Genomic DNA, 18,942 nt, shown 5'->3' with positions numbered 1-18,942 from the left:
CTTAACGAATAATCATGTCATCGCGATGAACGGCAACCGGGCCATACTCATAGCCCAGAATGGCATCAATCTGCTGCGAGTGATGACCCGCAATACGGCGCAGCGCGTCGCTGTTATAGCGGCTTACGCCGTGCGCGATGTCGCGGCCTTCGAGGTTACGGATCCGGATCACTTCACCACGCGAGAAGTTGCCTGTCACGCTTTTAATTCCTTTAGGAAGTAATGAACTCCCTCTTTCCAGAATCGCGGCGGTGGCCCCTTCATCAACGGTCAGTTCGCCCGCTGGCGGCGCGCCGAAGATCCAGCGTTTGCGGTTTTCTAAGGGAGATGCCTGCGCGTGGAAGCGGGTGCCCACGGAGATGCCTTCCATGACATCACCAATCACGCCAGGGCGGCTGCCCGCAGCAATGATGGTGTCGATACCGGCGCGGCACGCTACGTCTGCGGCCTGCAGCTTGGTGCCCATGCCGCCCGTACCGAGGCCAGACACGCTATCGCCCGCGATGGCGCGCAGCGCATCGTCGATGCCGTGAACGTCTTTGATCAGTTCGGCTTCCGGGTTGGAGCGCGGGTCTGCGGTGAACAGACCCTGCTGGTCGGTCAGGAGCAGGAGTTTATCGGCACCGGCCAGGATCGCGGCCAGCGCAGAGAGGTTGTCGTTATCACCCACTTTGATTTCAGCGGTGGCAACGGCATCGTTCTCGTTAATGACCGGAACGATGTTGTTGTCGAGCAGCGCGCGCAGCGTATCGCGCGCGTTCAGGAAACGTTCTCTGTCTTCCATGTCCGCACGCGTCAGCAGCATTTGCCCAACGTGAATGCCGTAGATGGAGAACAGTTGCTCCCAAAGTTGAATGAGTCGGCTTTGCCCCACGGCGGCCAGCAGCTGTTTAGAAGCGATCGTCGCGGGGAGTTCGGGGTAACCCAGGTGTTCACGTCCGGCGGCAATCGCCCCGGAGGTCACAATCACAATACGATGCCCTGCGGCATGTAACTGAGCGCACTGACGTACAAGCTCAACAATGTGGGCGCGATTTAGGCGGCGCGATCCGCCTGTTAACACACTGGTACCGAGTTTTACCACCAGCGTCTGGCTGTCACTCATGATTCTCTGCCGTTCAACAATAAGGGAAAGTGATGTCAATCAGACGTTTTAACAGGTGTCAGGCTCGTTGCCAACTGCCTTCGCACATCGCGAAACACATTGTTGCGCGGGATCAGGAAGCGTAGCGGCAGATTTTGACGTTTTCATTACCGAAATAATAAATGACAGTTTTTTAAAATTATTCTTAGTTTGTCATAAAACTTTAATTCCAGAACGTTACAACCCTTTCTGTTTTTTCACGGGACTGAAGCATGAGCTTATCGTCCAGCGAATTTTTTAGCGCGTTTATAAGACAGGATCGAAAATGAAAAAGAGCACTCTGGCATTAGTGGTAATGAGCGTTGTGGCTTCCGCATCTGTTCACGCGGCCGAAGTTTATAATAAAAACGGTAATAAACTGGACGTATACGGAAAAGTAAAGGCAATGCACTACATCAGTGATGATGATTCTAAAGACGGTGACCAGACCTACGTTCGTTTTGGCTTTAAAGGTGAAACACAAATTAACGATCAGCTGACCGGCTACGGCCGTTGGGAAGCGGAATTTACAGGCAACAAAGCAGAGAGCGATTCTTCACAGAAAACGCGTCTCGCCTTTGCGGGCCTGAAGCTCAAAGATTTTGGTTCTCTGGATTACGGTCGTAACCTGGGCGCGCTGTATGACGTGGAAGCCTGGACCGATATGTTCCCTGAATTTGGCGGTGACTCTTCTGCACAGACCGATAACTTCATGACCAAACGCGCGAGCGGCCTGGCTACCTACCGTAACACCGACTTCTTCGGCGCGGTTGACGGCCTGGATATGACCCTTCAGTACCAGGGTAAAAACGAAAACCGTGACGTCAAGAAACAGAACGGCGACGGTTTTGGCACCTCTCTGACTTATGACATCGGCGGCAGCGACTTCGCCGTCAGCGGCGCGTACACGAACTCTGACCGTACCAACGCTCAGAACCTGCTGACGCGCGGCGAAGGCAAAAAAGCGGAAGCATGGGCGACCGGTCTGAAATATGACGCGAACGATATCTATCTGGCGGCGATGTATTCTGAAACCCGCAATATGACGCCAATTTCGGGTGGTTTTGCGAATAAAGCGCAGAACTTCGAAGTTGTCGCGCAATATCAATTTGATTTCGGTCTGCGTCCATCCCTGGGCTACGTACAATCTAAGGGCAAAGATATCGAAGGTATCGGTGACGAGGATCTCGTGAAATATATCGACGTGGGCGCGACCTATTATTTCAACAAAAATATGTCCGCGTTTGTTGATTATAAAATCAATCAGATCGATGACAATAATAAACTGGCTGTGAGCAGCGATGACATCGTTGCCCTGGGTATGACCTACCAGTTCTGATTCCTGGATAATAAAAAAACCGGCATTGAGCCGGTTTTTTTGTCCTGTGGGACGAGTTCGTCATTACGCCGTCAGCTTGACCGCTTCGCTGGAAAAGTCATCCGCCGGTTCCAGCTTCAGGTCCAGAGTCGCCAGCAGCGCAGTGGCCTTGCCCAAATACTCTTTCAACGTATGTTCCAGGCGATCGATAACTTCCTGATCTTTGATTGGTGCGGCTTGCCAGTACCCGTCTTTATTAAACAGGCCAAACTGATAGCTATAAGTGAAGCGTTTTTCCTGTGCTTCCATTTCCATCCACCAGCCCCAAAACTCACGTTTTTCGGGTGCAGGCTTCACGTTGACGCAAACAGCCAGGCAGTCGAAAAAAAAGCGATTCTCTTCACACTGCTCTTCTCGAATATACGGGCCAAGAGCCATGAACTTCTTAATCAGTCTACTTTTCGGGTGTCCACTCGGTAACGTCATTGCGATCTCCTTTTGTGAAGCCACTGTTTTACCAAACCATCAAAATTTAGCAATCTCTTAACACAATCTCTGCGCGATCCAGCAGGTAATCTCTTTTAACGCTTTGTCAAAATTCTGATACACCGGGCTGAACGGAACCTCAAGCAGCTTGCCATCCGCAGATGACGAAGTGATTAACCTCGACTCTTCTTCCGGGCTGAAAGGATCGTTTTTCCAGTAACCTGACAGCATCGGCGTTGGGCATCGGCGTCCCAGTAAACCCTGCGTTTTTAACGAATAGCGATTGAGCTCAACGCGCAGCGCTTCATCTGATGCATCATGCATGCCAAGACGGCTGGCCAGCACGTCGAGATACATCTCTGGCACGCTGCCCTGACGCGCCGGGTCGCTAAGCAAGGCGTGGACCACCGGGCCAAGGCAGGCTACGGCCTTCAGGCGCGACGATTCAAGATACGCCAGACGTACCGCGACGTTAGCGCCAAAACGGAAGCCAAATGCCGCCACGCGCGTATGGTCAACCCAGGGAATATTTTCCAGCGCTTTTAACGCATGCTGGTGCAACAGGCTCGAATCCTGAGTCAGCTTCCACTTTGATGAGAAACCAATTGATGGCATATCAAGCGTCAGCATCGCGATCCCTTTTGGTGCGAAGTAACGCTCAAACAGGCTGTAGTAGTCGATTTGCAGAGAATCCAGACCGCCGCACATGAGCACGGTCGGGAATGGGCCGTCGCCTTCGGGCATATGCAGGAATCCGGTGACGGGCGCACCGTCGGGGATCGTGAACTCAAGCTCGCGCATTTGACCCGGCAGACGCTGGGCCGCCTCTTCATAGGCACGATTCGCCAGCGCCTGAGCCTGTTCAGCCAGTTCATCACCTTTTAAATGCGGATACGCGGCGATGGCGTAGAGGTTGGCCGCATGCAGCCACTGTTTTCCGCTGAGCGCGGCGTCCTCCTCCTGGCTGGCTTTCTGCTGCCAAAGCATCGCCTGTTTGGACCATTCATAGATCCAGTTGCCGCCGCGATAGCCGACAACCGTATCATAGAGTTCGCTGTCGGTACGTTCGGCTTCACTCATGACGATACGCGCCTGCACGTCGAGGATTTCACGGGGATCAATGCCGCGCCAAATCCACATCAGACGGTTAATCATGCGATACCAGTGGGGCACATTTTTACCGTCTAAGGCAGACTGGACGGCAGGCATGGTACCCGGATTAAAACGACGCACCAGCGTCGACGTTTCAGGGTGCTTAAAACGGGGTTTGAAGAGAGTCTCGGTGAGATTCGCCTGCGTCATTGCGTTGCCTCCATGGATACGTCATATAGAGACTATTGTAACGCGCTGCAGACTAAAAAGAACAACGCCCGGCATAGCCGGGCGTGTAAAGTTACGTACTGGTATTAACGGCCTGAAATAGGCGGTACGAAGACCACGCCCATATCCCATGGCTGTTCAATCCAGGTATCCTGTGGGATATCAATCACGTAATCGTCAACCAGTGGGCGACCCGCAGGTTTGGCGAAGATAGTAACGAAATGCGCTTTTGGATACATTTCACGGATCGCAACCGCGGTACCGCCGGTATCGACCAAGTCATCGATAACGATGAAACCTTCACCGTCGCCTTCTGCGCGTTTCAGCACAGTCAGCTCGCGCTGGTTGTCATGGTCATAGCTGGAGATGCAAACGGTATCGACATGACGAATACCCAGCTCACGTGCCAGCAGCGCTCCCGGTACCAGACCGCCGCGGCTAACGGCAATAATGCCTTTCCACTGTTCGGAAGGCATCAGACGCGCAGCCAGTTTGCGTGCATGAATCTGCAACATGTCCCAGGTGACGACGTATTTTTCGCTCATGTGAAGTGTCCCAGCCTGTTTGTATACGGCTTAAAAAGTGTTCGAGGGGGAAATAGGTTGCGCGAGATTATAGAGATCTGACGCACTAAAAACCAGTGTTTAGGGCCCCGGGCCTGAGTTTTTACATGCTTTATGCTACCAGCCACTGGAGAAAGTGGTATTCTCAGTTGCATCTCGCAAGCCTGACTTGTGGTAACTATTAACCTGCTAACCCTGTGACCTGCAACCCCGTTTGCAGTGCATCGACAAGGAGACTTATCGTGTCTGAACTGTCTCAATTATCACCACAGCCGCTGTGGGATATTTTTGCCAAAATCTGTTCCATTCCGCACCCGTCCTATCATGAAGAACAGCTTGCCGAACATATTATGGTCTGGGCGAAGGAAAAAGGCCTGCACGCCGAGCGTGACCAGGTTGGCAACATTTTGATTCGCAAACCGGCGACCGCAGGTATGGAAAACCGTAAACCGGTTGTCCTGCAGGCGCACCTGGACATGGTTCCACAGAAAAACAACGACACCGTTCACGACTTCACTAAAGATCCTATCCAGCCGTACATCGACGGTGAGTGGGTGAAAGCACGCGGTACCACGCTTGGCGCGGACAACGGTATTGGCATGGCGTCTGCTTTAGCAGTGCTGGCTGACGACAGCGTTGAGCACGGTCCCCTGGAAGTGCTGCTGACCATGACCGAAGAAGCGGGCATGGACGGTGCATTCGGTCTGCAGGCGAACTGGCTGCAGGCGGATATTCTGATCAACACCGACTCTGAAGAAGAGGGTGAAATCTACATGGGCTGCGCGGGTGGGATTGATTTCATCACCACGCTGCCGCTGTCCCGTGAAGCCATTCCTGCAGGCTTCCAGACCTTCAAGATGACGCTAAAAGGTCTGAAAGGCGGCCACTCCGGCGGTGATATTCACCTGGGCCTGGGCAATGCCAATAAACTGCTGGCACGCTTCCTGGCAGGACACTCGGCCGAGCTGGATCTGCGTCTGGTCGATTTCAACGGCGGTACGCTGCGCAATGCTATCCCGCGTGAAGCTTTCGCGACCGTCGCCGTACCGGCGGCAAACGCGGACGAGCTGAAAAAACGCTCCAGCGTTTATCTGGATATCCTGAAAAACGAACTCTCTGAGAAAGAGAAGAACCTGACCGTGGTGCTGGAATCCGTGACGACGGATAAAGGCGCGCTGACCGCGCAGTCTCGTGACAGCTTCATTCAACTGCTGAATGCCACGCCAAACGGCGTGATCCGCAACTCTGACGTCGCAAAAGGCGTGGTTGAAACGTCACTGAACGTGGGTGTCGTCACCATGGGCGACGACAGCGCAGAAATCATCTGCCTGATCCGTTCCCTGATCGACACCGGCAAAGAGTACGTGGTGAGCATGCTGGAATCTCTGGGTACCCTGGCGGGCGCGAAAACCTCCGCTAAAGGCAGCTACCCTGGCTGGCAGCCGGACGCAAGTTCTCCGGTGATGGCGCTGGTGCGTGAAACTTATCAGCGTCTGTTCAACAGCACCCCGAACATTCAGGTGATCCACGCGGGTCTGGAATGTGGTCTGTTCAAGAAGCCGTATCCGGATATGGATATGGTGTCTATTGGGCCAACCATCACCGGGCCACACTCTCCGGATGAGCAGGTTCATATTGAAAGCGTGGGTCATTACTGGACGCTGCTGACTGAACTGCTGAAAGCGATTCCTGCTAAGTAATTCGCCGTCTGATGCCCGGTAGCTTCGCTTACCGGGCTTTTTTACAACCCTAATACCAGCTGCCGTTCCAGCTGCGGGTCAAGTAATGTGACGTGCAATCCCACCAGCCTTACCCCTCGCCCACCCCGCCGCTCTTCCCACGCTTTTTTCGCGGTAGCAATAAGATCCTCTTTATTCAGGCGTGGCCAGACGTGCTCCTGCGTGGTCTGCTGAAAGTCATTAAACTTGAGCTTGATGCCCTGACGCGCGATAAGCAGGTCCGGTTTTACTTTTGCCAGGCGGCGCTCCAGCTCAGGATAGAGCTGTTCGGTAATAATGGTTTCGCACTCCGACCAGTCATGAATATCTTCAATTAGCGTGCGCTCCACGCCAACGGATTTACGCAGACGTTCGTTGTTGACGTCACGGTCGTCAATTCCCTGGCTGCGCTCCCACAGCACGCGACCAAACTTGCCAAAGCGCTTAAGCAGCATGGCCAGGTCGCTCTGCTGAACGTCTTCACACGTCCGTAGGCCCATGCTTTCCAGCTTTGCCGCAGAGACTTTCCCCACGCCGGGTATTTTGCTGAGTGACAGCGTTTTTAAAAAGGCCGGAACGTCCTCAGGGGTGATGACGTACTGACCATCAGGCTTGTTTAAATCAGAGGCAATTTTGGCGAGGAACTTCACCGGCGCGACGCCCGCCGATGCGGTGAGATTTAGCTCCTTGAAAATAGTTTGGCGGATCTCCTGGGCCATTAATGTGGCTGACCCGTGGCAGTGCATGCTGTCGGTAACGTCCAGATAGGCTTCGTCCAACGACAGCGGTTCAATGAGCGAGGTGTACCGGGAGAAGATCTCCCGGATATGCAGCGAGGCCTCTTTGTACGCCTCAAACCGCCCGGGCAGAAGCGTGAGATGAGGGCAGAGTTTCAGAGCCATCGCGGTCGGCATGGCGCTGCGCACGCCAAATTTACGTGCAGGATAGTTAGCGGTGCTGATCACACCCCGCTGAACGCGGCTGCCGCCAATTGCAATGGGAATGTCCCGCAGCGCCGGATTGTCACGCATCTCCACTGCGGCAAAAAAGCAGTCCATATCGACATGGATTATTTTGCGCATAGTAAGCCCTCACTCATTACTGGATAAGTATACAGTAAATAAATAAGGATTGAGAAGCAGATGTGATAACGCCGGGTGTCGGCTTGCCTTACCCGGGCTGAATGATTAAATAATTCGCTGCCGATCCCGCGCCATCCGCTTTTTCCGGGCGTCGCACGGTTCCGGACAATCGCAGACTTTTTCCATTCCAATGGAAGAGATACCGCCGCAGCTCCCCTGGATGCTTTTGCGTTTAACGATCCAGCCTAATGACATGCCGAACATCACCAGTAAAAAGACGGCAAAAGTTGCCAGAAAGGTCACCATCATCAGCCTCCAAAATCATCGAGCATGATGTTCTCATCTTCCACGCCGAGATCGTTAAGCATCTTAATCACGGCGGCGTTCATCATGGGTGGACCACACATGTAGAACTCGCAGTCTTCCGGTGCAGCATGCTGTTTGAGGTAGTTTTCATACAGCACGTTATGGATGAACCCCGTGTAACCAGTCCAGTTATCTTCCGGCTGCGGATCGGAGAGCGCCACATGGAACGTAAAATTCGGGTTCTCGCGCGCCAGCTGTTCAAATTCATCGTCGTAGAACATTTCTCGCCGCGAACGCGCCCCGTACCAGAAGCTGATTTTACGCTTGCTGCCAAGCCGCTTAAGCTGGTCAAAAATATGCGAGCGCATCGGAGCCATACCCGCCCCCCCACCAATAAAGACCATTTCCGCGTCGGTCTCTTTGGCAAAGAACTCCCCAAACGGGCCGGAGATCGTCACTTTATCGCCCGGTTTTAGCGACCAGATGTAAGAAGACATAATCCCCGGCGGCGCGTCCGGCACGTTCGGTGGCGGCGTGGCAATACGCACGTTGAGCATGATGATGCCCTTCTCTTCCGGGTAGTTGGCCATAGAGTAGGCACGCAGCGTTGGCTCTTTAACCTCGGAAACAAAACGGAAGAGGTTGAATTTATCCCAATCGGCGCGATACGCCTCCGGCACGTCAAAGTCTCTGTACGCTACGGTGTGCGCCGGGCACTCAATCTGAATATAGCCGCCCGCGCGGAACGGTACGCTTTCCCCTTCCGGCACGCGTAGCCTGAGTTCTTTAATGAAGGTCGCTTTGTTATCGTTCGAGATAACCTCACACGCCCATTTTTTGACGCCGAAAATCTCTTCCGGCAGTTCAATCTTCATGTTCTGACGTACCGCGACCTGGCAGGCCAGACGGCAGCCCTCTTTCGCCTCGCGTTTCGAGATATGCGCCAGCTCAGTGGGTAGGATATCACCGCCGCCCTCTTTGACCGTGACGCGGCACTGCCCGCAAGATCCCCCGCCGCCGCAGGCTGACGAGACAAAAATCCCATTGCCGGAGAGCGTGTTCAGCAGCTTATCCCCCGCCGAGGTACGGATCTGATTTTGCGGTTCATCGTTGATATCAATGACAACGTCACCGGCGTTCACCAGCTTTGCGCGCGCGGCCAGAATTAGCCCCGACAGTACCAGTACAATCAGCGTGAACATCACCACGCCAAGAATAATTTCCATCTGCTTTCCCTTATAGCTGCACACCGGAGAAGGACATAAAGCCCAGCGCCATCAGCCCGGTGGTGATAAAGGTGATCCCTAAGCCGCGCAGGCCCGCAGGCACGTTGGCATATTTCATTTTTTCGCGGATCCCCGCCATGGTGACGATCGCCAGCATCCAGCCGATACCGGAACCAAAACCATACACAATGGATTCGCTGAAGTTGTAGTCACGCTGAACCATAAACGACACGCCGCCGAAGATGGCGCAATTCACCGCGATCAGCGGCAGAAAGATGCCCAGTGCGTTGTAGAGCGACGGGAAATATTTATCGAGGATCATCTCGAGGATTTGCACCAGCGCGGCAATCACACCAATAAACGTAATGAAATTCAGAAAGCTCAGGTCAACGCCTTCCATCAGCGCGCCATCGCGCAGCACATAGTTAAACACCAAATTGTTAATGGGAACCGAGAGCCCCAGCACCACGGTGACTGCCACCCCCAACCCAAACGCCGTCGACACTTTTTTGGACACCGCCAGGAAAGTACACATGCCCAGGAAAAACGCGAGCGCCATGTTTTCAACAAACACCGCGCGCACAAACAAACTCAGGTAATGAGCCATCCCCGGTTACTCCTTTTCCTGCTGCTCTGGCTTCAGCGTACGAATCAGCCAGATCAGCAAACCGATAATGAAAAATGCGCTTGGGGCCAGCAGAAACAGTCCGTTAGGCAGATACCAGCCGCCGTTCTGTACCGTGTCCAGCACCGTGATGCCAAACAGCTTGCCGCTACCGATCAACTCGCGCAGGAACCCTACTGTCAGCAGGATCACGCCGTACCCCAGGCCGTTGCCGATACCGTCCATCAAGCTCGCCAGCGGCGGCATTTTCATGGCGTAGGCTTCCGCACGCCCCATTACGATACAGTTGGTGATAATCAGACCGACAAACACCGAGAGCTGTTTTGACGTTTCATAGGCGAAGGCGCGCAGCAGCTGATCGACCACGATCACCAGCGAGGCGATGATCGCCATCTGCACGATGATCCTCACGCTGTTTGGGATGTGGTGGCGGATCATGGAGATAAACATGCTGGAGAATGCGGTGACCAGCGTCACCGCGACGGTCATCACCAGCGCCGTTTCCAGTTTCGTCGTTACCGCCAGCGCCGAGCAGACGCCCAGCACCTGCAGGGTGATTGGGTTATTGGCTAACAGCGGGCCAGTCAGCACCTTTTTAACTTCTTTCAGTTCACCCGTATCAGCCATTGTTCAGCGCTCCTTCACGTACGTTTTTCAGGAAGGGACCAAAACCCAGCGCCCCCATCCAGAAATCAAAGCTGTGCTGCACCCCGTTAGAGGTGAGCGTTGCACCGGAAAGCCCGTCAATGGCGTACGCGTCACCAGGGCGTGCAGCCCCTTTCATCACTCTCAGGGCTGGTTGACCGTTGTCGTCGAGCACTTTTTTACCGACAAACTGCGCGCGCCAGTTAGGGTTCTCAATTTCCCCACCCAACCCCGGCGTTTCCCCCTGGTCATAATAGGTAATACCTTTAACAGTGCGACCGTCCGTATCAAGCGCCACAAAGGCATACATCATCGACCAGAGGCCGTTGCCGTAAATGGGCAGCACCAGCTCCTGTACGCGCTTTTGCTCGTCGCGTACCAGATAGATCTCCGCCAGATTGCTGCGACGCTTAATGCCCGCCGGATCCTGAGATGCCTCAAGCGTCAGGCTCATCTGGGGATCTTTCAGCGCCTGGGCCTGGTTATATTTCGCCGGATCTTTATCCAGAAGCTGGCCGGTTTTTAAATCCACCAGACGTGCGGATATGCGCTCAGCGAAAACGGAAGAGACATCCTCTGCGCTCATCCCTTCCTGCATCAGTCCGGCAACGGCAAGGATATTGCGCTGCTTATCCAGCGCGCGCTGTTCCTGCTGCAGCGCCTTTAGCCCAACGGCAGAGCCGGCAACCACAATGGAACAGACCAGGCAAAGCACCAGCACCACCAGCAGCGTTTTGCTGATGCTGTCATTATTTTTAATATCAGCCACGCGCCTTCCTCCGCTTAATGTTGGCGCGCACAACCAGATAATCGAAAAGCGGCGCGAACAGATTGGCAAACAGAATGGCCAGCATCATCCCCTCCGGATAGGCCGGATTGACCACGCGAATCAGGACACACATCACGCCAATGAGCACGCCATAACTCCACTTACCTTTGTCAGTAAACGAAGCCGAGACGGGGTCGGTGGCCATGAACATCATGCCGAACGCAAAACCCCCTGACACCAGATGCCAGTACCAGGGCATTGAGAACATGGGGTTGGTGGCTGAACCGATGACGTTAAACAGCGTGGCGGTGAGCACCATGCCGATCGTCACGCCGGCTACAATCCGCCAGGAGGCCACGCGACCAAAAAGAATGATCGCACCGCCAATCAAAATCATCAGCGTAGAGACTTCCCCAATCGAGCCTGGAATAGTGCCAATAAAGGCATCGAACCAGGTCACGGGCTGTCCCGTCGCGTTATTAACCAGCGTTTCGCCCCCGTGCGCGGCCCACTGAGAAAGCGGCGTCGCGCCGGAAAATCCGTCCGCCGCCGTCCATACCAGGTCGCCCGAGATTTGAGCCGGGTAGGCAAAGAACAGAAATGCTCGCCCCGCCAGCGCCGGGTTGAGGAAGTTACGCCCGGTCCCGCCGAAGATCTCTTTTGCGATCACCACGCCGAAGCTGATACCGAGAGCAGCCTGCCAGAGCGGCAGCGTGGGCGGTACAATCAGCGCAAAGAGGATGGAGGTAACAAAGAAACCTTCGTTGATCTCATGCTTGCGAATAATGGCAAACAGCACTTCCCAGAAGCCGCCCACGATGAACACTGTGAAGTAAATTGGCAGGAAGAAGACCGCCCCCAGCGTCATCATGCTCATCCAGCCCGCATCCGCCGCAAAGCTCACACCCAAGGACTGCGCCAGGCGGTAGTGCCAGTCTGACTGGATCACCTGTGCCAGCTGCGGGGCATCGTACAGATGGTGCAGCGCAGGGATCGTCTGCAAGCCCACGTTGTACATGCCCCAGAACATTGCCGGGAAAACGGCAAACCAAACCAGAATCATCATCCGCTTCAGGTCGATGGCATCGCGTACGTGCGACGCGCCTTTCGTCACCAGCCCCGGCGTGTAGAAAATGGTCGCCGTCGCTTCATACAGCGGGTAATACTTTTTAAGCTTACCTAGCGTAAAGTGCGGCTCAATTTTTTCAAAGAGGTGTTTTAAGCCCATCGGTTATCCTTCCTGCTCAATGCGGGTTAACACCTCGCGCAATACGGGTCCATATTCGTATTTACCGGGACACACGTAGGTACAGAGCGCCAGGTCCTCTTCGTCCAGCTCAAGGCAGCCGAGCGCCTGCGCGCTATCGGAATCACCGGCAAGCAGATCGCGCAGCAGCAGGGTCGGCAAAATATCGAGCGGCATGACGCGCTCGTAGCTGCCGATTGGCACCATCGCGCGTTCACCGCCGTGGGTACTGGTAGAGAAGTTAAAGAGTTTGCGACGCAGGAAGTGGCCCAGCGTGGTGCGGGTTACTGAGTATTTCTCTGCCCCTGGCAGAACCCAGCCGAATAACTCTTTGTTGCGCCCTTCCTCGACAACGCTTATCTGCAGGTGAAAGCGCCCCAGATAGGCGTGGTGACCGACAGCCTGGCGGCCATTGAGCACCGAACCCGAAATCAGGCGATTTTCGCCCTCTTTCACTTCCCCCTCGAGCAGTTCATTGATATCTGCGCCCAGCAGCGTACGCACCAGCCGCGGGTTGACCGCCTGCGGTCCCCCTATCGCGACCACACGTTCAGCGCTGAATTCTCCGGTCGTAAAGAGCTTTCCGATAGCAATGACGTCCTGGTAATTCACATGCCAGACCTGCTTTGTCAGGCTTACGGGCTCAAGGAAGTGAATATGGGTGCCGGCCAGGCCAGCGGGATGTGGCCCTGCGAATTCATTAAACGTGACCTGGCCCTGCGGATGCCCGCCGAGCTTGCCGCCGCTGGCCTGACACACATGGACTTTGCCAGGCGTCAGGCGCGATAAAAGGGTCAGCCCGGCATCAAAGGCTTTGCGCTGCGCCAGAATAATGGGCTGCGGATCTGCGCTGAGCGGGTTGGTGTCGATTGCCGTCACGAAGATAGCGGCCGGCGCTGTGCCAGGCACGGGGGACTTGCTGTACGGGCGCGTGCGAAAGGCCGTCCACAGGCCGGAGTCCAACAGCTGAGCCTGAACGGCCTCACGGCCAAGCGAGGCGAGATCTGCCGCGTCGACAGGGGCAAATTCGCGCTGTTCGTCTCCTTCGATGCGGATAACAACCGACTGGAGAACCCGGCGTTCGCCGCGATTGATGGCCACAACGGTGCCGCACGCTGGCGCGGTAAACATCACGCCAGGATTTTTTTTATCTTCGAAGAGCGCCTGCCCTTTAATGACGCGATCGCCCTCCTGCACCCGCATGGAGGGACGCATCCCCACATAATCGTCACCCACAATGGCGACATGGCGAACGCTTGCGCCAGTCGAAACGTGCTGTTCAGGCACGCCTGCAATCGGCAGATCAAGTCCTTTTCTGATTTTAAACATGTGGTTAGCAAGTTTCCATGACCAACAATCCAGAGGGGGCCGAGTGTACCATTTCCGCCCGCCCGGAAGGCAGGTAATCCGCCATTGCACGCGCCAAATTGCGAGCTATTACGCAAAGTTCCTGGAGTCAGCGCTATTTGAATAAGATATAAAGTAAAACTAATTTGTAAACTAACAGCTCCGCTCTTGCGAAAATCTATAGCGATGCTAATGTGAGCGCTCCTAATCCAGATTAATCTGATTTCGGGTCTCTTTTGCCGCCCTGGCAAGTTGGTCTTAGTTTTATCAAGGAACTAGTAGTATGCGTAAAATCGCATTGTTCATTGCGATGCTTCTGATTCCGTGCGTGTCGTTTGCGGGACTGCTCAGCAGTAACAGTTCAACCACGCCGATCAGCAAAGAATATAAACAGCAGTTAATGGGATCGCCGGTTTATATTCAAATCTTCAAGGAAGAACGCACACTCGACCTATTTGTGAAAATGGGTGAGACATATCAGCTGCTCGACAGCTACAAAATTTGTAACTATTCCGGTGGTCTGGGGCCTAAACAGCGTCAGGGAGATTTCAAAAGTCCGGAAGGGTTTTACAACGTTCAGCGTAGCCAGTTAAAACCTGACAGCCGCTTCTATAAAGCGATTAATATCGGCTTCCCGAATGCGTATGACCGTGCCCACGGCTATGAAGGTAAATACCTGATGATTCACGGTGCCTGCGTGTCTATCGGCTGCTATGCGATGACCGACTCCGGCATTGATGAGATCTTCCAGTTTGTAACGGGTGCGCTGGTCTTTGGTCAACCTAACGTTCAGGTAAGTATTTATCCGTTCCGCATGACCGATGCCAACATGGCGCGCCATAAGTACTCTTACTATTCCGATTTCTGGAAACAGCTGAAGCCAGGTTATGACTACTTTGAGCAGACCCACAAGCCGCCAGTGGTCTCTATCGTCGATGGCCGTTACGTGGTCAGCAAACCGCTGAGCCACGAAGTCGTCCATCCGCAGCTGGCGTCAAACTACGCGGTCCCCGAGACAAAATAGTACCCACTCGCCTGGCATAATCTTTTGCCAGGTTTCGTTGCCCGTCAGCGGCTGCGTAGCGATAACAGAGACCACATCATTTGGCGTGGTCTCTTTCTGAAAATCGATTTCCACATCCTGATCCAGCAGCTTTGCCACGCCAAACGGCGCACGGCGGGTTATCCAGAACAAATTTGTCGAGCAGAACGCCATTACGTAGCGCCCGTCTGACAACAGCATGTTAAACACGCCTTTCTCCCTCAGCTCTGTCGCCAGCGACGCGATGTACTTAAACACGGCTGCCATATTGCTGGGAGTACGTGGATAACGCTCGGTTAATTTGTGCAGCATCCAGCAAAAGGCTTTTTCACTGTCGGTTTCGCCGACCGGGCGGAAATTGCCCGTCTCAAGAGACTTATAGCCCGTGAGCTGTCCGTTGTGCGCATAGGTCCAGTTACGGCCCCAGAGTTCACGGGTAAACGGGTGTGTATTTTCCAGCGCCACTTCCCCGCGGTTTGCCTGGCGGATATGCGCGATCACCGAGCGGGACTTTATCGGATAGTCCTGCACCAGCTTCGCTATCGGTGAGTTAAAACTGGGTTGTGGATCTTTGAACGTGCGACACCCTTTGCCTTCGTAGAAGGTTATGCCCCAGCCGTCTTTATGCGGCCCTGTCCTCCCACCGCGCTGAACCAGCCCGGTGAAACTAAAGCAGATATCGGTTGGCACATTGGCGCTCATCCCGAGCAGTTCGCACATAGATTACCTCCACTCCACAACTGCGGGGGGCACCAGGCCCCCCAGCGAAGTCTTACTTAACCATCTCTTTTTCGATCAGCTGGATCAGGATATGGATCACTTTGATGTGAATCTCCTGAATGCGGTCAGCATAGCCAAAATGCGGAACGCGAATTTCGATATCCGCCGTACCGTCCATCTTACCGCCGTCTTTACCGGTCAGGGTGATCACTTTCATCCCCTTTTCACGTGCCGCAGCAATGGCTTTGATCACGTTCGCGGAGTTGCCGGACGTCGAAATACCCAGCAGAACGTCGCCTTCACGACCCACCGCTTCCACATAACGAGAGAAGATGTAGTCGTAACCGAAGTCGTTGCCCACGCAGGAGATGTGGCTCACGTCGGAAATCGCAATCGCCGGGTAGCCCGGACGATTTTCGCGATAACGCCCGGTCAGCTCTTCTGCGAAGTGCATGGCGTCGCAATGGGAGCCACCGTTGCCGCAGGAGAGCACTTTGCCACCGGCTTTGAAGCTGTCGGCCAGCAGGACCGCCGCGCGCTGAATAGCGTGAATATTGGCATCATCTTTCAGAAAGTTAGCCAGCGTTTCCGCCGCTTCGTTCAGTTCGTTACGAATAAGATCCTGGTACATGAGGATAATCCTTCAGTATTGATGAAATAACACAGTGGAGTGTACCGGATAGCGCGAAAAGCGAGAAGCTAAAGCCATGCGAATCGTCCGGCGTTTTGATTTTTCGTGCCGTAGAAAACATGAACAATGTGAACCAGGTTGTAATTATTTTGTGAACACATTGCTAAAAGAAATAACATCCACTACAACCATATCATCACAAGTGGTCAGACCTCCTACAAGCAAGGGAGCTTTTCTTTATGATGATTTTGAGTATTCTCGCAACCGTTGTTCTGCTCGGTGTGTTGTTTTATCACCGCGTAAGTTTATTCCTAAGCAGCCTGATTCTGTTGGCCTGGACCGCTGCGCTTGGCGTCGCCGGTCTTTGGAATATCTGGCTTTTAGTGCCGCTGGCCCTCATCCTTCTGCCGCTTAACCTTACCCCGATGCGTAAATCGATGATCTCCGCGCCGGTGTTCAAGGGCTTCCGTAAAGTGATGCCGCCGATGTCGCGTACCGAGAAAGAAGCGATTGATGCGGGCACCACCTGGTGGGAAGGTGACCTGTTCCAGGGCAATCCGGACTGGAAAAAACTGCATAACTATCCGCAGCCGCGCCTGACCGCTGAAGAACAAGCCTTTATTGATGGGCCAGTGGAAGAAGCGTGCCGCATGGCAAACGACTTTGCCATCACCCATGAGATGGCTGACCTGCCGCCGGAGCTGTGGGCGTATTTGAAAGAACATCGCTTCTTCGCGATGATCATTAAGAAAGAGTACGGCGGCCTGGAGTTTTCCGCTTACGCTCAGGCTCGCGTGCTGCAAAAACTGGCGGGTGTCTCGGGGATCCTGGCAATCACCGTTGGCGTACCGAACTCCTTAGGCCCGGGCGAGCTGCTGCAGCATTACGGGACTGAAGAACAGAAAGATCATTATCTGCCGCGCCTGGCGCGCGGTCAGGAAATCCCGTGCTTCGCGCTGACCAGCCCGGAAGCAGGCTCTGACGCAGGCGCTATCCCGGATACCGGCGTAGTGTGCATGGGCGAATGGCAGGGCGAACAGGTATTGGGCATGCGCCTGACCTGGAACAAACGATACATCACGCTTGCCCCTATCGCGACCGTACTGGGGCTGGCCTTTAAGCTCTCTGACCCGGAAAAACTGCTGGGCGGCGAAGAAGACCTCGGCATTACCTGCGCGTTGATCCCAACTTCTACGCCTGGCGTTGAAATTGGCCGTCGCCACTTCCCGCTGAACGTACCGTTCCAGAACGGTCCGACCCGCGGCCAGGATATCTTTGTGCCGATTGATTACATCATCGGTGGCCCGAAAATGGCCGGGCAGGGCTGGCGTATGCTGGTTGAATGTCTGTCCGTCGGGCGCGGCATTACCCTGCCATCGAACTCTACCGGTGGCCTGAAGTCCGTGGCGATGGGGATTGGCGCTTACGCTCACATCCGCCGTCAGTTCAAAATCTCCATCGGTAAGATGGAAGGTATCGAAGAGCCGCTGGCGCGTATCGCCGGCAACGCCTACGTGATGGACGCGGCCGCATCGCTGATTACCTACGGCATTATGCTTGGCGAGAAACCGGCCGTGCTGTCCGCGATAGTGAAGTACCACTGTACCCACCGCGCGCAGCAGTCAATCATTGACGCGATGGATATTGCGGGCGGTAAGGGCATAATGCTCGGCGAAGGCAACTTCCTGGCGCGCGGCTATCAGGGCGCACCGATTGCCATCACCGTTGAAGGGGCCAACATCCTGACCCGCAGCATGATGATCTTTGGTCAGGGGGCGATTCGTTGCCATCCGTACGTGCTGGAAGAGATGGCCGCCGCACAAAATAACGACGTGGATGCTTTCGATAAGCTGCTGTTTAAACACATCGGCCACGTGGGAAGTAACAAAATGCGCAGCTTCTGGCTGGGCCTGACGCGCGGTCTCACCAGCGCGACGCCGACCGGTGATGCGACCAAGCGCTACTACCAGCATCTCAACCGTCTGAGCGCCAACCTGGCGCTGCTGTCTGATGTCTCGATGGCGGTGCTGGGCGGTAGCCTGAAGCGTCGCGAGCGTATCTCTGCCCGTCTGGGCGACGTGCTGAGCCAGATCTTCCTGGCCTCTGCGGTCCTGAAACGCTACGACGACGAAGGCCGTCAGGAAGCGGATCTGCCGCTGGTGCACTGGGGCGTGCAGGATGCGATGTATCAGGCCGAGCAGGCGATTGACGATCTGCTGGCGAACTTCCCGAACCGCTTTGTTGCAGGTGCGCTGCGCGCGGTGATTTTCCCGACCGGTCGCCACCATCTGGCACCGTCCGACAAGCTGGATCATAAAGTGGCGAAGATCCTGCAGGTACCGAGCGCAACCCGCTCCCGTATTGGCCGCGGCCAGTACCTTGAGCCGACCGAGCATAACCCCGTGGGTCTGCTGGAAGAGGCGTTGCTGGACGTGATGGCTGCCGACCCTGTTCACCAAAAAATCTGCAAACAGCTGGGCAAAAACCTGCCGTTCACCCGCCTGGACGAGCTGGCGAAACAGGCGCTGGCGGGTGGCATTATTACTAAAGATGAAGCGGCTCTGCTGGTGAAAGCGGAAGAGAGTCGTCTACGCAGCATTAACGTCGATGATTTCGACCCGGATGAGCTGGCAACACAGCCGGTAAAGCTGCCGGAGAAGGTCCGCAAACCTGAAGCGGCATAACCCGTTTCGCTCTGACAAACCCCGCCCTGTGCGGGGTTTTTTATTGCCACATTTTCTCGGTATGACGTGCTACAGTGTCAAAAAGCGGTCG

The 18,942-nt window shown here is 54.8% G+C and carries 18 protein-coding genes; 4 read left to right on the top strand and 14 right to left on the bottom strand.

Annotated features, from left to right (window positions below):
* Position 1 precedes the first annotated feature (1 nt).
* Positions 2–1,105, bottom strand: a complete 1,104-nt coding sequence (proB, locus tag V5P19_RS21715; RefSeq protein WP_006176799.1) for a glutamate 5-kinase — start codon at positions 1,103–1,105, stop codon at positions 2–4.
* Positions 1,106–1,409: 304 nt separating this feature from the next.
* Here proB and phoE point away from each other — a divergent pair, with 304 nt between their 5' ends.
* A complete protein-coding gene (gene phoE / locus V5P19_RS21710; RefSeq protein WP_334407427.1) occupies positions 1,410–2,462 on the top strand; it encodes a phosphoporin PhoE in 1,053 nt (350 codons plus the stop codon).
* A 63-nt stretch (positions 2,463–2,525) separates the two neighbouring features.
* Here phoE and crl read toward each other — a convergent pair whose 3' ends face one another.
* The 3 genes from crl to gpt all read right to left on the bottom strand — a co-directional run bounded on the left by crl (position 2,526) and on the right by gpt (position 4,792).
* Entirely contained in the window at positions 2,526–2,927 is a 402-nt protein-coding gene (gene crl, locus V5P19_RS21705; RefSeq protein WP_334407426.1) for a sigma factor-binding protein Crl, read from the bottom strand.
* Between the two features lie 57 nt (positions 2,928–2,984).
* Entirely contained in the window at positions 2,985–4,229 is a 1,245-nt protein-coding gene (frsA, locus tag V5P19_RS21700; protein ID WP_334407425.1) for an esterase FrsA, read from the bottom strand.
* 104 nt (positions 4,230–4,333) lie between these two features.
* A complete protein-coding gene (gene gpt, locus V5P19_RS21695) occupies positions 4,334–4,792 on the bottom strand; it encodes a xanthine phosphoribosyltransferase (RefSeq protein ID WP_010427903.1) in 459 nt (152 codons plus the stop codon).
* A 260-nt stretch (positions 4,793–5,052) separates the two neighbouring features.
* Between gpt and pepD the strand changes: the two genes are divergently transcribed.
* Positions 5,053–6,510, top strand: a complete 1,458-nt coding sequence (gene pepD, locus V5P19_RS21690) for a cytosol nonspecific dipeptidase (RefSeq protein WP_334407422.1) — start codon at positions 5,053–5,055, stop codon at positions 6,508–6,510.
* Positions 6,511–6,551: 41 nt separating this feature from the next.
* Here the strand turns inward: pepD and dinB are convergent, their stop codons facing one another.
* The 8 genes from dinB to V5P19_RS21650 form a co-directional block, all read right to left on the bottom strand.
* Positions 6,552–7,610, bottom strand: coding sequence for a DNA polymerase IV (gene dinB, locus V5P19_RS21685; RefSeq protein ID WP_334407420.1), 1,059 nt, complete (start codon positions 7,608–7,610; stop codon positions 6,552–6,554).
* Between the two features lie 105 nt (positions 7,611–7,715).
* Entirely contained in the window at positions 7,716–7,919 is a 204-nt protein-coding gene (nqrM, locus tag V5P19_RS21680) for a (Na+)-NQR maturation NqrM (RefSeq protein ID WP_334407417.1), read from the bottom strand.
* On the bottom strand, positions 7,919–9,142 hold the full coding sequence (gene nqrF, locus V5P19_RS21675) for an NADH:ubiquinone reductase (Na(+)-transporting) subunit F (protein ID WP_334407415.1): 1,224 nt from the start codon (positions 9,140–9,142) through the stop codon (positions 7,919–7,921). The genes nqrM and nqrF overlap by 1 nt, the downstream gene beginning before the upstream one ends.
* Before the next feature lie 10 nt (positions 9,143–9,152).
* Entirely contained in the window at positions 9,153–9,749 is a 597-nt protein-coding gene (gene nqrE, locus V5P19_RS21670; RefSeq protein WP_334407413.1) for an NADH:ubiquinone reductase (Na(+)-transporting) subunit E, read from the bottom strand.
* Between the two features lie 6 nt (positions 9,750–9,755).
* Positions 9,756–10,394, bottom strand: coding sequence for an NADH:ubiquinone reductase (Na(+)-transporting) subunit D (locus V5P19_RS21665; protein WP_334407411.1), 639 nt, complete (start codon positions 10,392–10,394; stop codon positions 9,756–9,758).
* Positions 10,387–11,181: a Na(+)-translocating NADH-quinone reductase subunit C gene (locus V5P19_RS21660; protein ID WP_334407409.1), complete on the bottom strand. Its 795-nt coding sequence runs from the start codon at positions 11,179–11,181 to the stop codon at positions 10,387–10,389. Before V5P19_RS21660 ends, V5P19_RS21665 begins: the two co-directional genes overlap by 8 nt.
* A complete protein-coding gene (locus V5P19_RS21655) occupies positions 11,174–12,409 on the bottom strand; it encodes an NADH:ubiquinone reductase (Na(+)-transporting) subunit B (protein WP_334407407.1) in 1,236 nt (411 codons plus the stop codon). The genes V5P19_RS21660 and V5P19_RS21655 overlap by 8 nt, the downstream gene beginning before the upstream one ends.
* Before the next feature lie 3 nt (positions 12,410–12,412).
* Positions 12,413–13,756 carry a Na(+)-translocating NADH-quinone reductase subunit A gene (locus V5P19_RS21650; RefSeq protein WP_334407405.1) on the bottom strand — a complete coding sequence of 448 codons (1,344 nt, stop codon included), beginning with the start codon at positions 13,754–13,756 and terminating at the stop codon, positions 12,413–12,415.
* 301 nt (positions 13,757–14,057) lie between these two features.
* Between V5P19_RS21650 and dpaA the strand changes: the two genes are divergently transcribed.
* Positions 14,058–14,798, top strand: a complete 741-nt coding sequence (gene dpaA, locus V5P19_RS21645; protein ID WP_334407403.1) for a peptidoglycan meso-diaminopimelic acid protein amidase — start codon at positions 14,058–14,060, stop codon at positions 14,796–14,798.
* Here dpaA and V5P19_RS21640 read toward each other — a convergent pair.
* Both V5P19_RS21640 and lpcA read right to left on the bottom strand, forming a co-directional pair.
* Complete coding sequence (locus V5P19_RS21640) at positions 14,769–15,536, bottom strand: class II glutamine amidotransferase (RefSeq protein WP_334407401.1); 768 nt, start codon at positions 15,534–15,536, stop codon at positions 14,769–14,771. The two genes, dpaA and V5P19_RS21640, sit on opposite strands and share 30 nt — an antisense overlap.
* A 52-nt stretch (positions 15,537–15,588) precedes the next feature.
* Positions 15,589–16,167, bottom strand: a complete 579-nt coding sequence (gene lpcA / locus V5P19_RS21635) for a D-sedoheptulose 7-phosphate isomerase (protein ID WP_334407399.1) — start codon at positions 16,165–16,167, stop codon at positions 15,589–15,591.
* Between the two features lie 239 nt (positions 16,168–16,406).
* Here lpcA and fadE point away from each other — a divergent pair, with 239 nt between their 5' ends.
* Entirely contained in the window at positions 16,407–18,851 is a 2,445-nt protein-coding gene (gene fadE / locus V5P19_RS21630) for an acyl-CoA dehydrogenase FadE (protein ID WP_334407397.1), read from the top strand.
* Positions 18,852–18,942: the final 91 nt, after the last annotated feature.

This window comes from Enterobacter sp. UNJFSC 003 (assembly GCF_036903355.1).
Lineage (GTDB): Bacteria > Pseudomonadota > Gammaproteobacteria > Enterobacterales > Enterobacteriaceae > Enterobacter.
This window is presented reverse-complemented; position numbering and strand designations above follow the sequence as displayed.

Bases quoted from the DNA above. Each gene is read 5' to 3' on its own strand.
- proB (WP_006176799.1), bottom strand. From the start codon at position 1,105: ATGAGTGACAGCCAGACGCTGGTGGTAAAACTCGGTACCAGTGTGTTA.
- phoE (WP_334407427.1), top strand. From the start codon at position 1,410: ATGAAAAAGAGCACTCTGGCATTAGTGGTAATGAGCGTTGTGGCTTCC.
- crl (WP_334407426.1), bottom strand. From the start codon at position 2,927: ATGACGTTACCGAGTGGACACCCGAAAAGTAGACTGATTAAGAAGTTC.
- frsA (WP_334407425.1), bottom strand. From the start codon at position 4,229: ATGACGCAGGCGAATCTCACCGAGACTCTCTTCAAACCCCGTTTTAAG.
- gpt (WP_010427903.1), bottom strand. From the start codon at position 4,792: ATGAGCGAAAAATACGTCGTCACCTGGGACATGTTGCAGATTCATGCA.
- dinB (WP_334407420.1), bottom strand. From the start codon at position 7,610: ATGCGCAAAATAATCCATGTCGATATGGACTGCTTTTTTGCCGCAGTG.
- nqrM (WP_334407417.1), bottom strand. From the start codon at position 7,919: ATGATGGTGACCTTTCTGGCAACTTTTGCCGTCTTTTTACTGGTGATG.
- nqrF (WP_334407415.1), bottom strand. From the start codon at position 9,142: ATGGAAATTATTCTTGGCGTGGTGATGTTCACGCTGATTGTACTGGTA.
- nqrE (WP_334407413.1), bottom strand. From the start codon at position 9,749: ATGGCTCATTACCTGAGTTTGTTTGTGCGCGCGGTGTTTGTTGAAAAC.
- V5P19_RS21665 (WP_334407411.1), bottom strand. From the start codon at position 10,394: ATGGCTGATACGGGTGAACTGAAAGAAGTTAAAAAGGTGCTGACTGGC.
- V5P19_RS21655 (WP_334407407.1), bottom strand. From the start codon at position 12,409: ATGGGCTTAAAACACCTCTTTGAAAAAATTGAGCCGCACTTTACGCTA.
- V5P19_RS21650 (WP_334407405.1), bottom strand. From the start codon at position 13,756: ATGTTTAAAATCAGAAAAGGACTTGATCTGCCGATTGCAGGCGTGCCT.
- dpaA (WP_334407403.1), top strand. From the start codon at position 14,058: ATGCGTAAAATCGCATTGTTCATTGCGATGCTTCTGATTCCGTGCGTG.
- V5P19_RS21640 (WP_334407401.1), bottom strand. From the start codon at position 15,536: ATGTGCGAACTGCTCGGGATGAGCGCCAATGTGCCAACCGATATCTGC.
- lpcA (WP_334407399.1), bottom strand. From the start codon at position 16,167: ATGTACCAGGATCTTATTCGTAACGAACTGAACGAAGCGGCGGAAACG.
- fadE (WP_334407397.1), top strand. From the start codon at position 16,407: ATGATGATTTTGAGTATTCTCGCAACCGTTGTTCTGCTCGGTGTGTTG.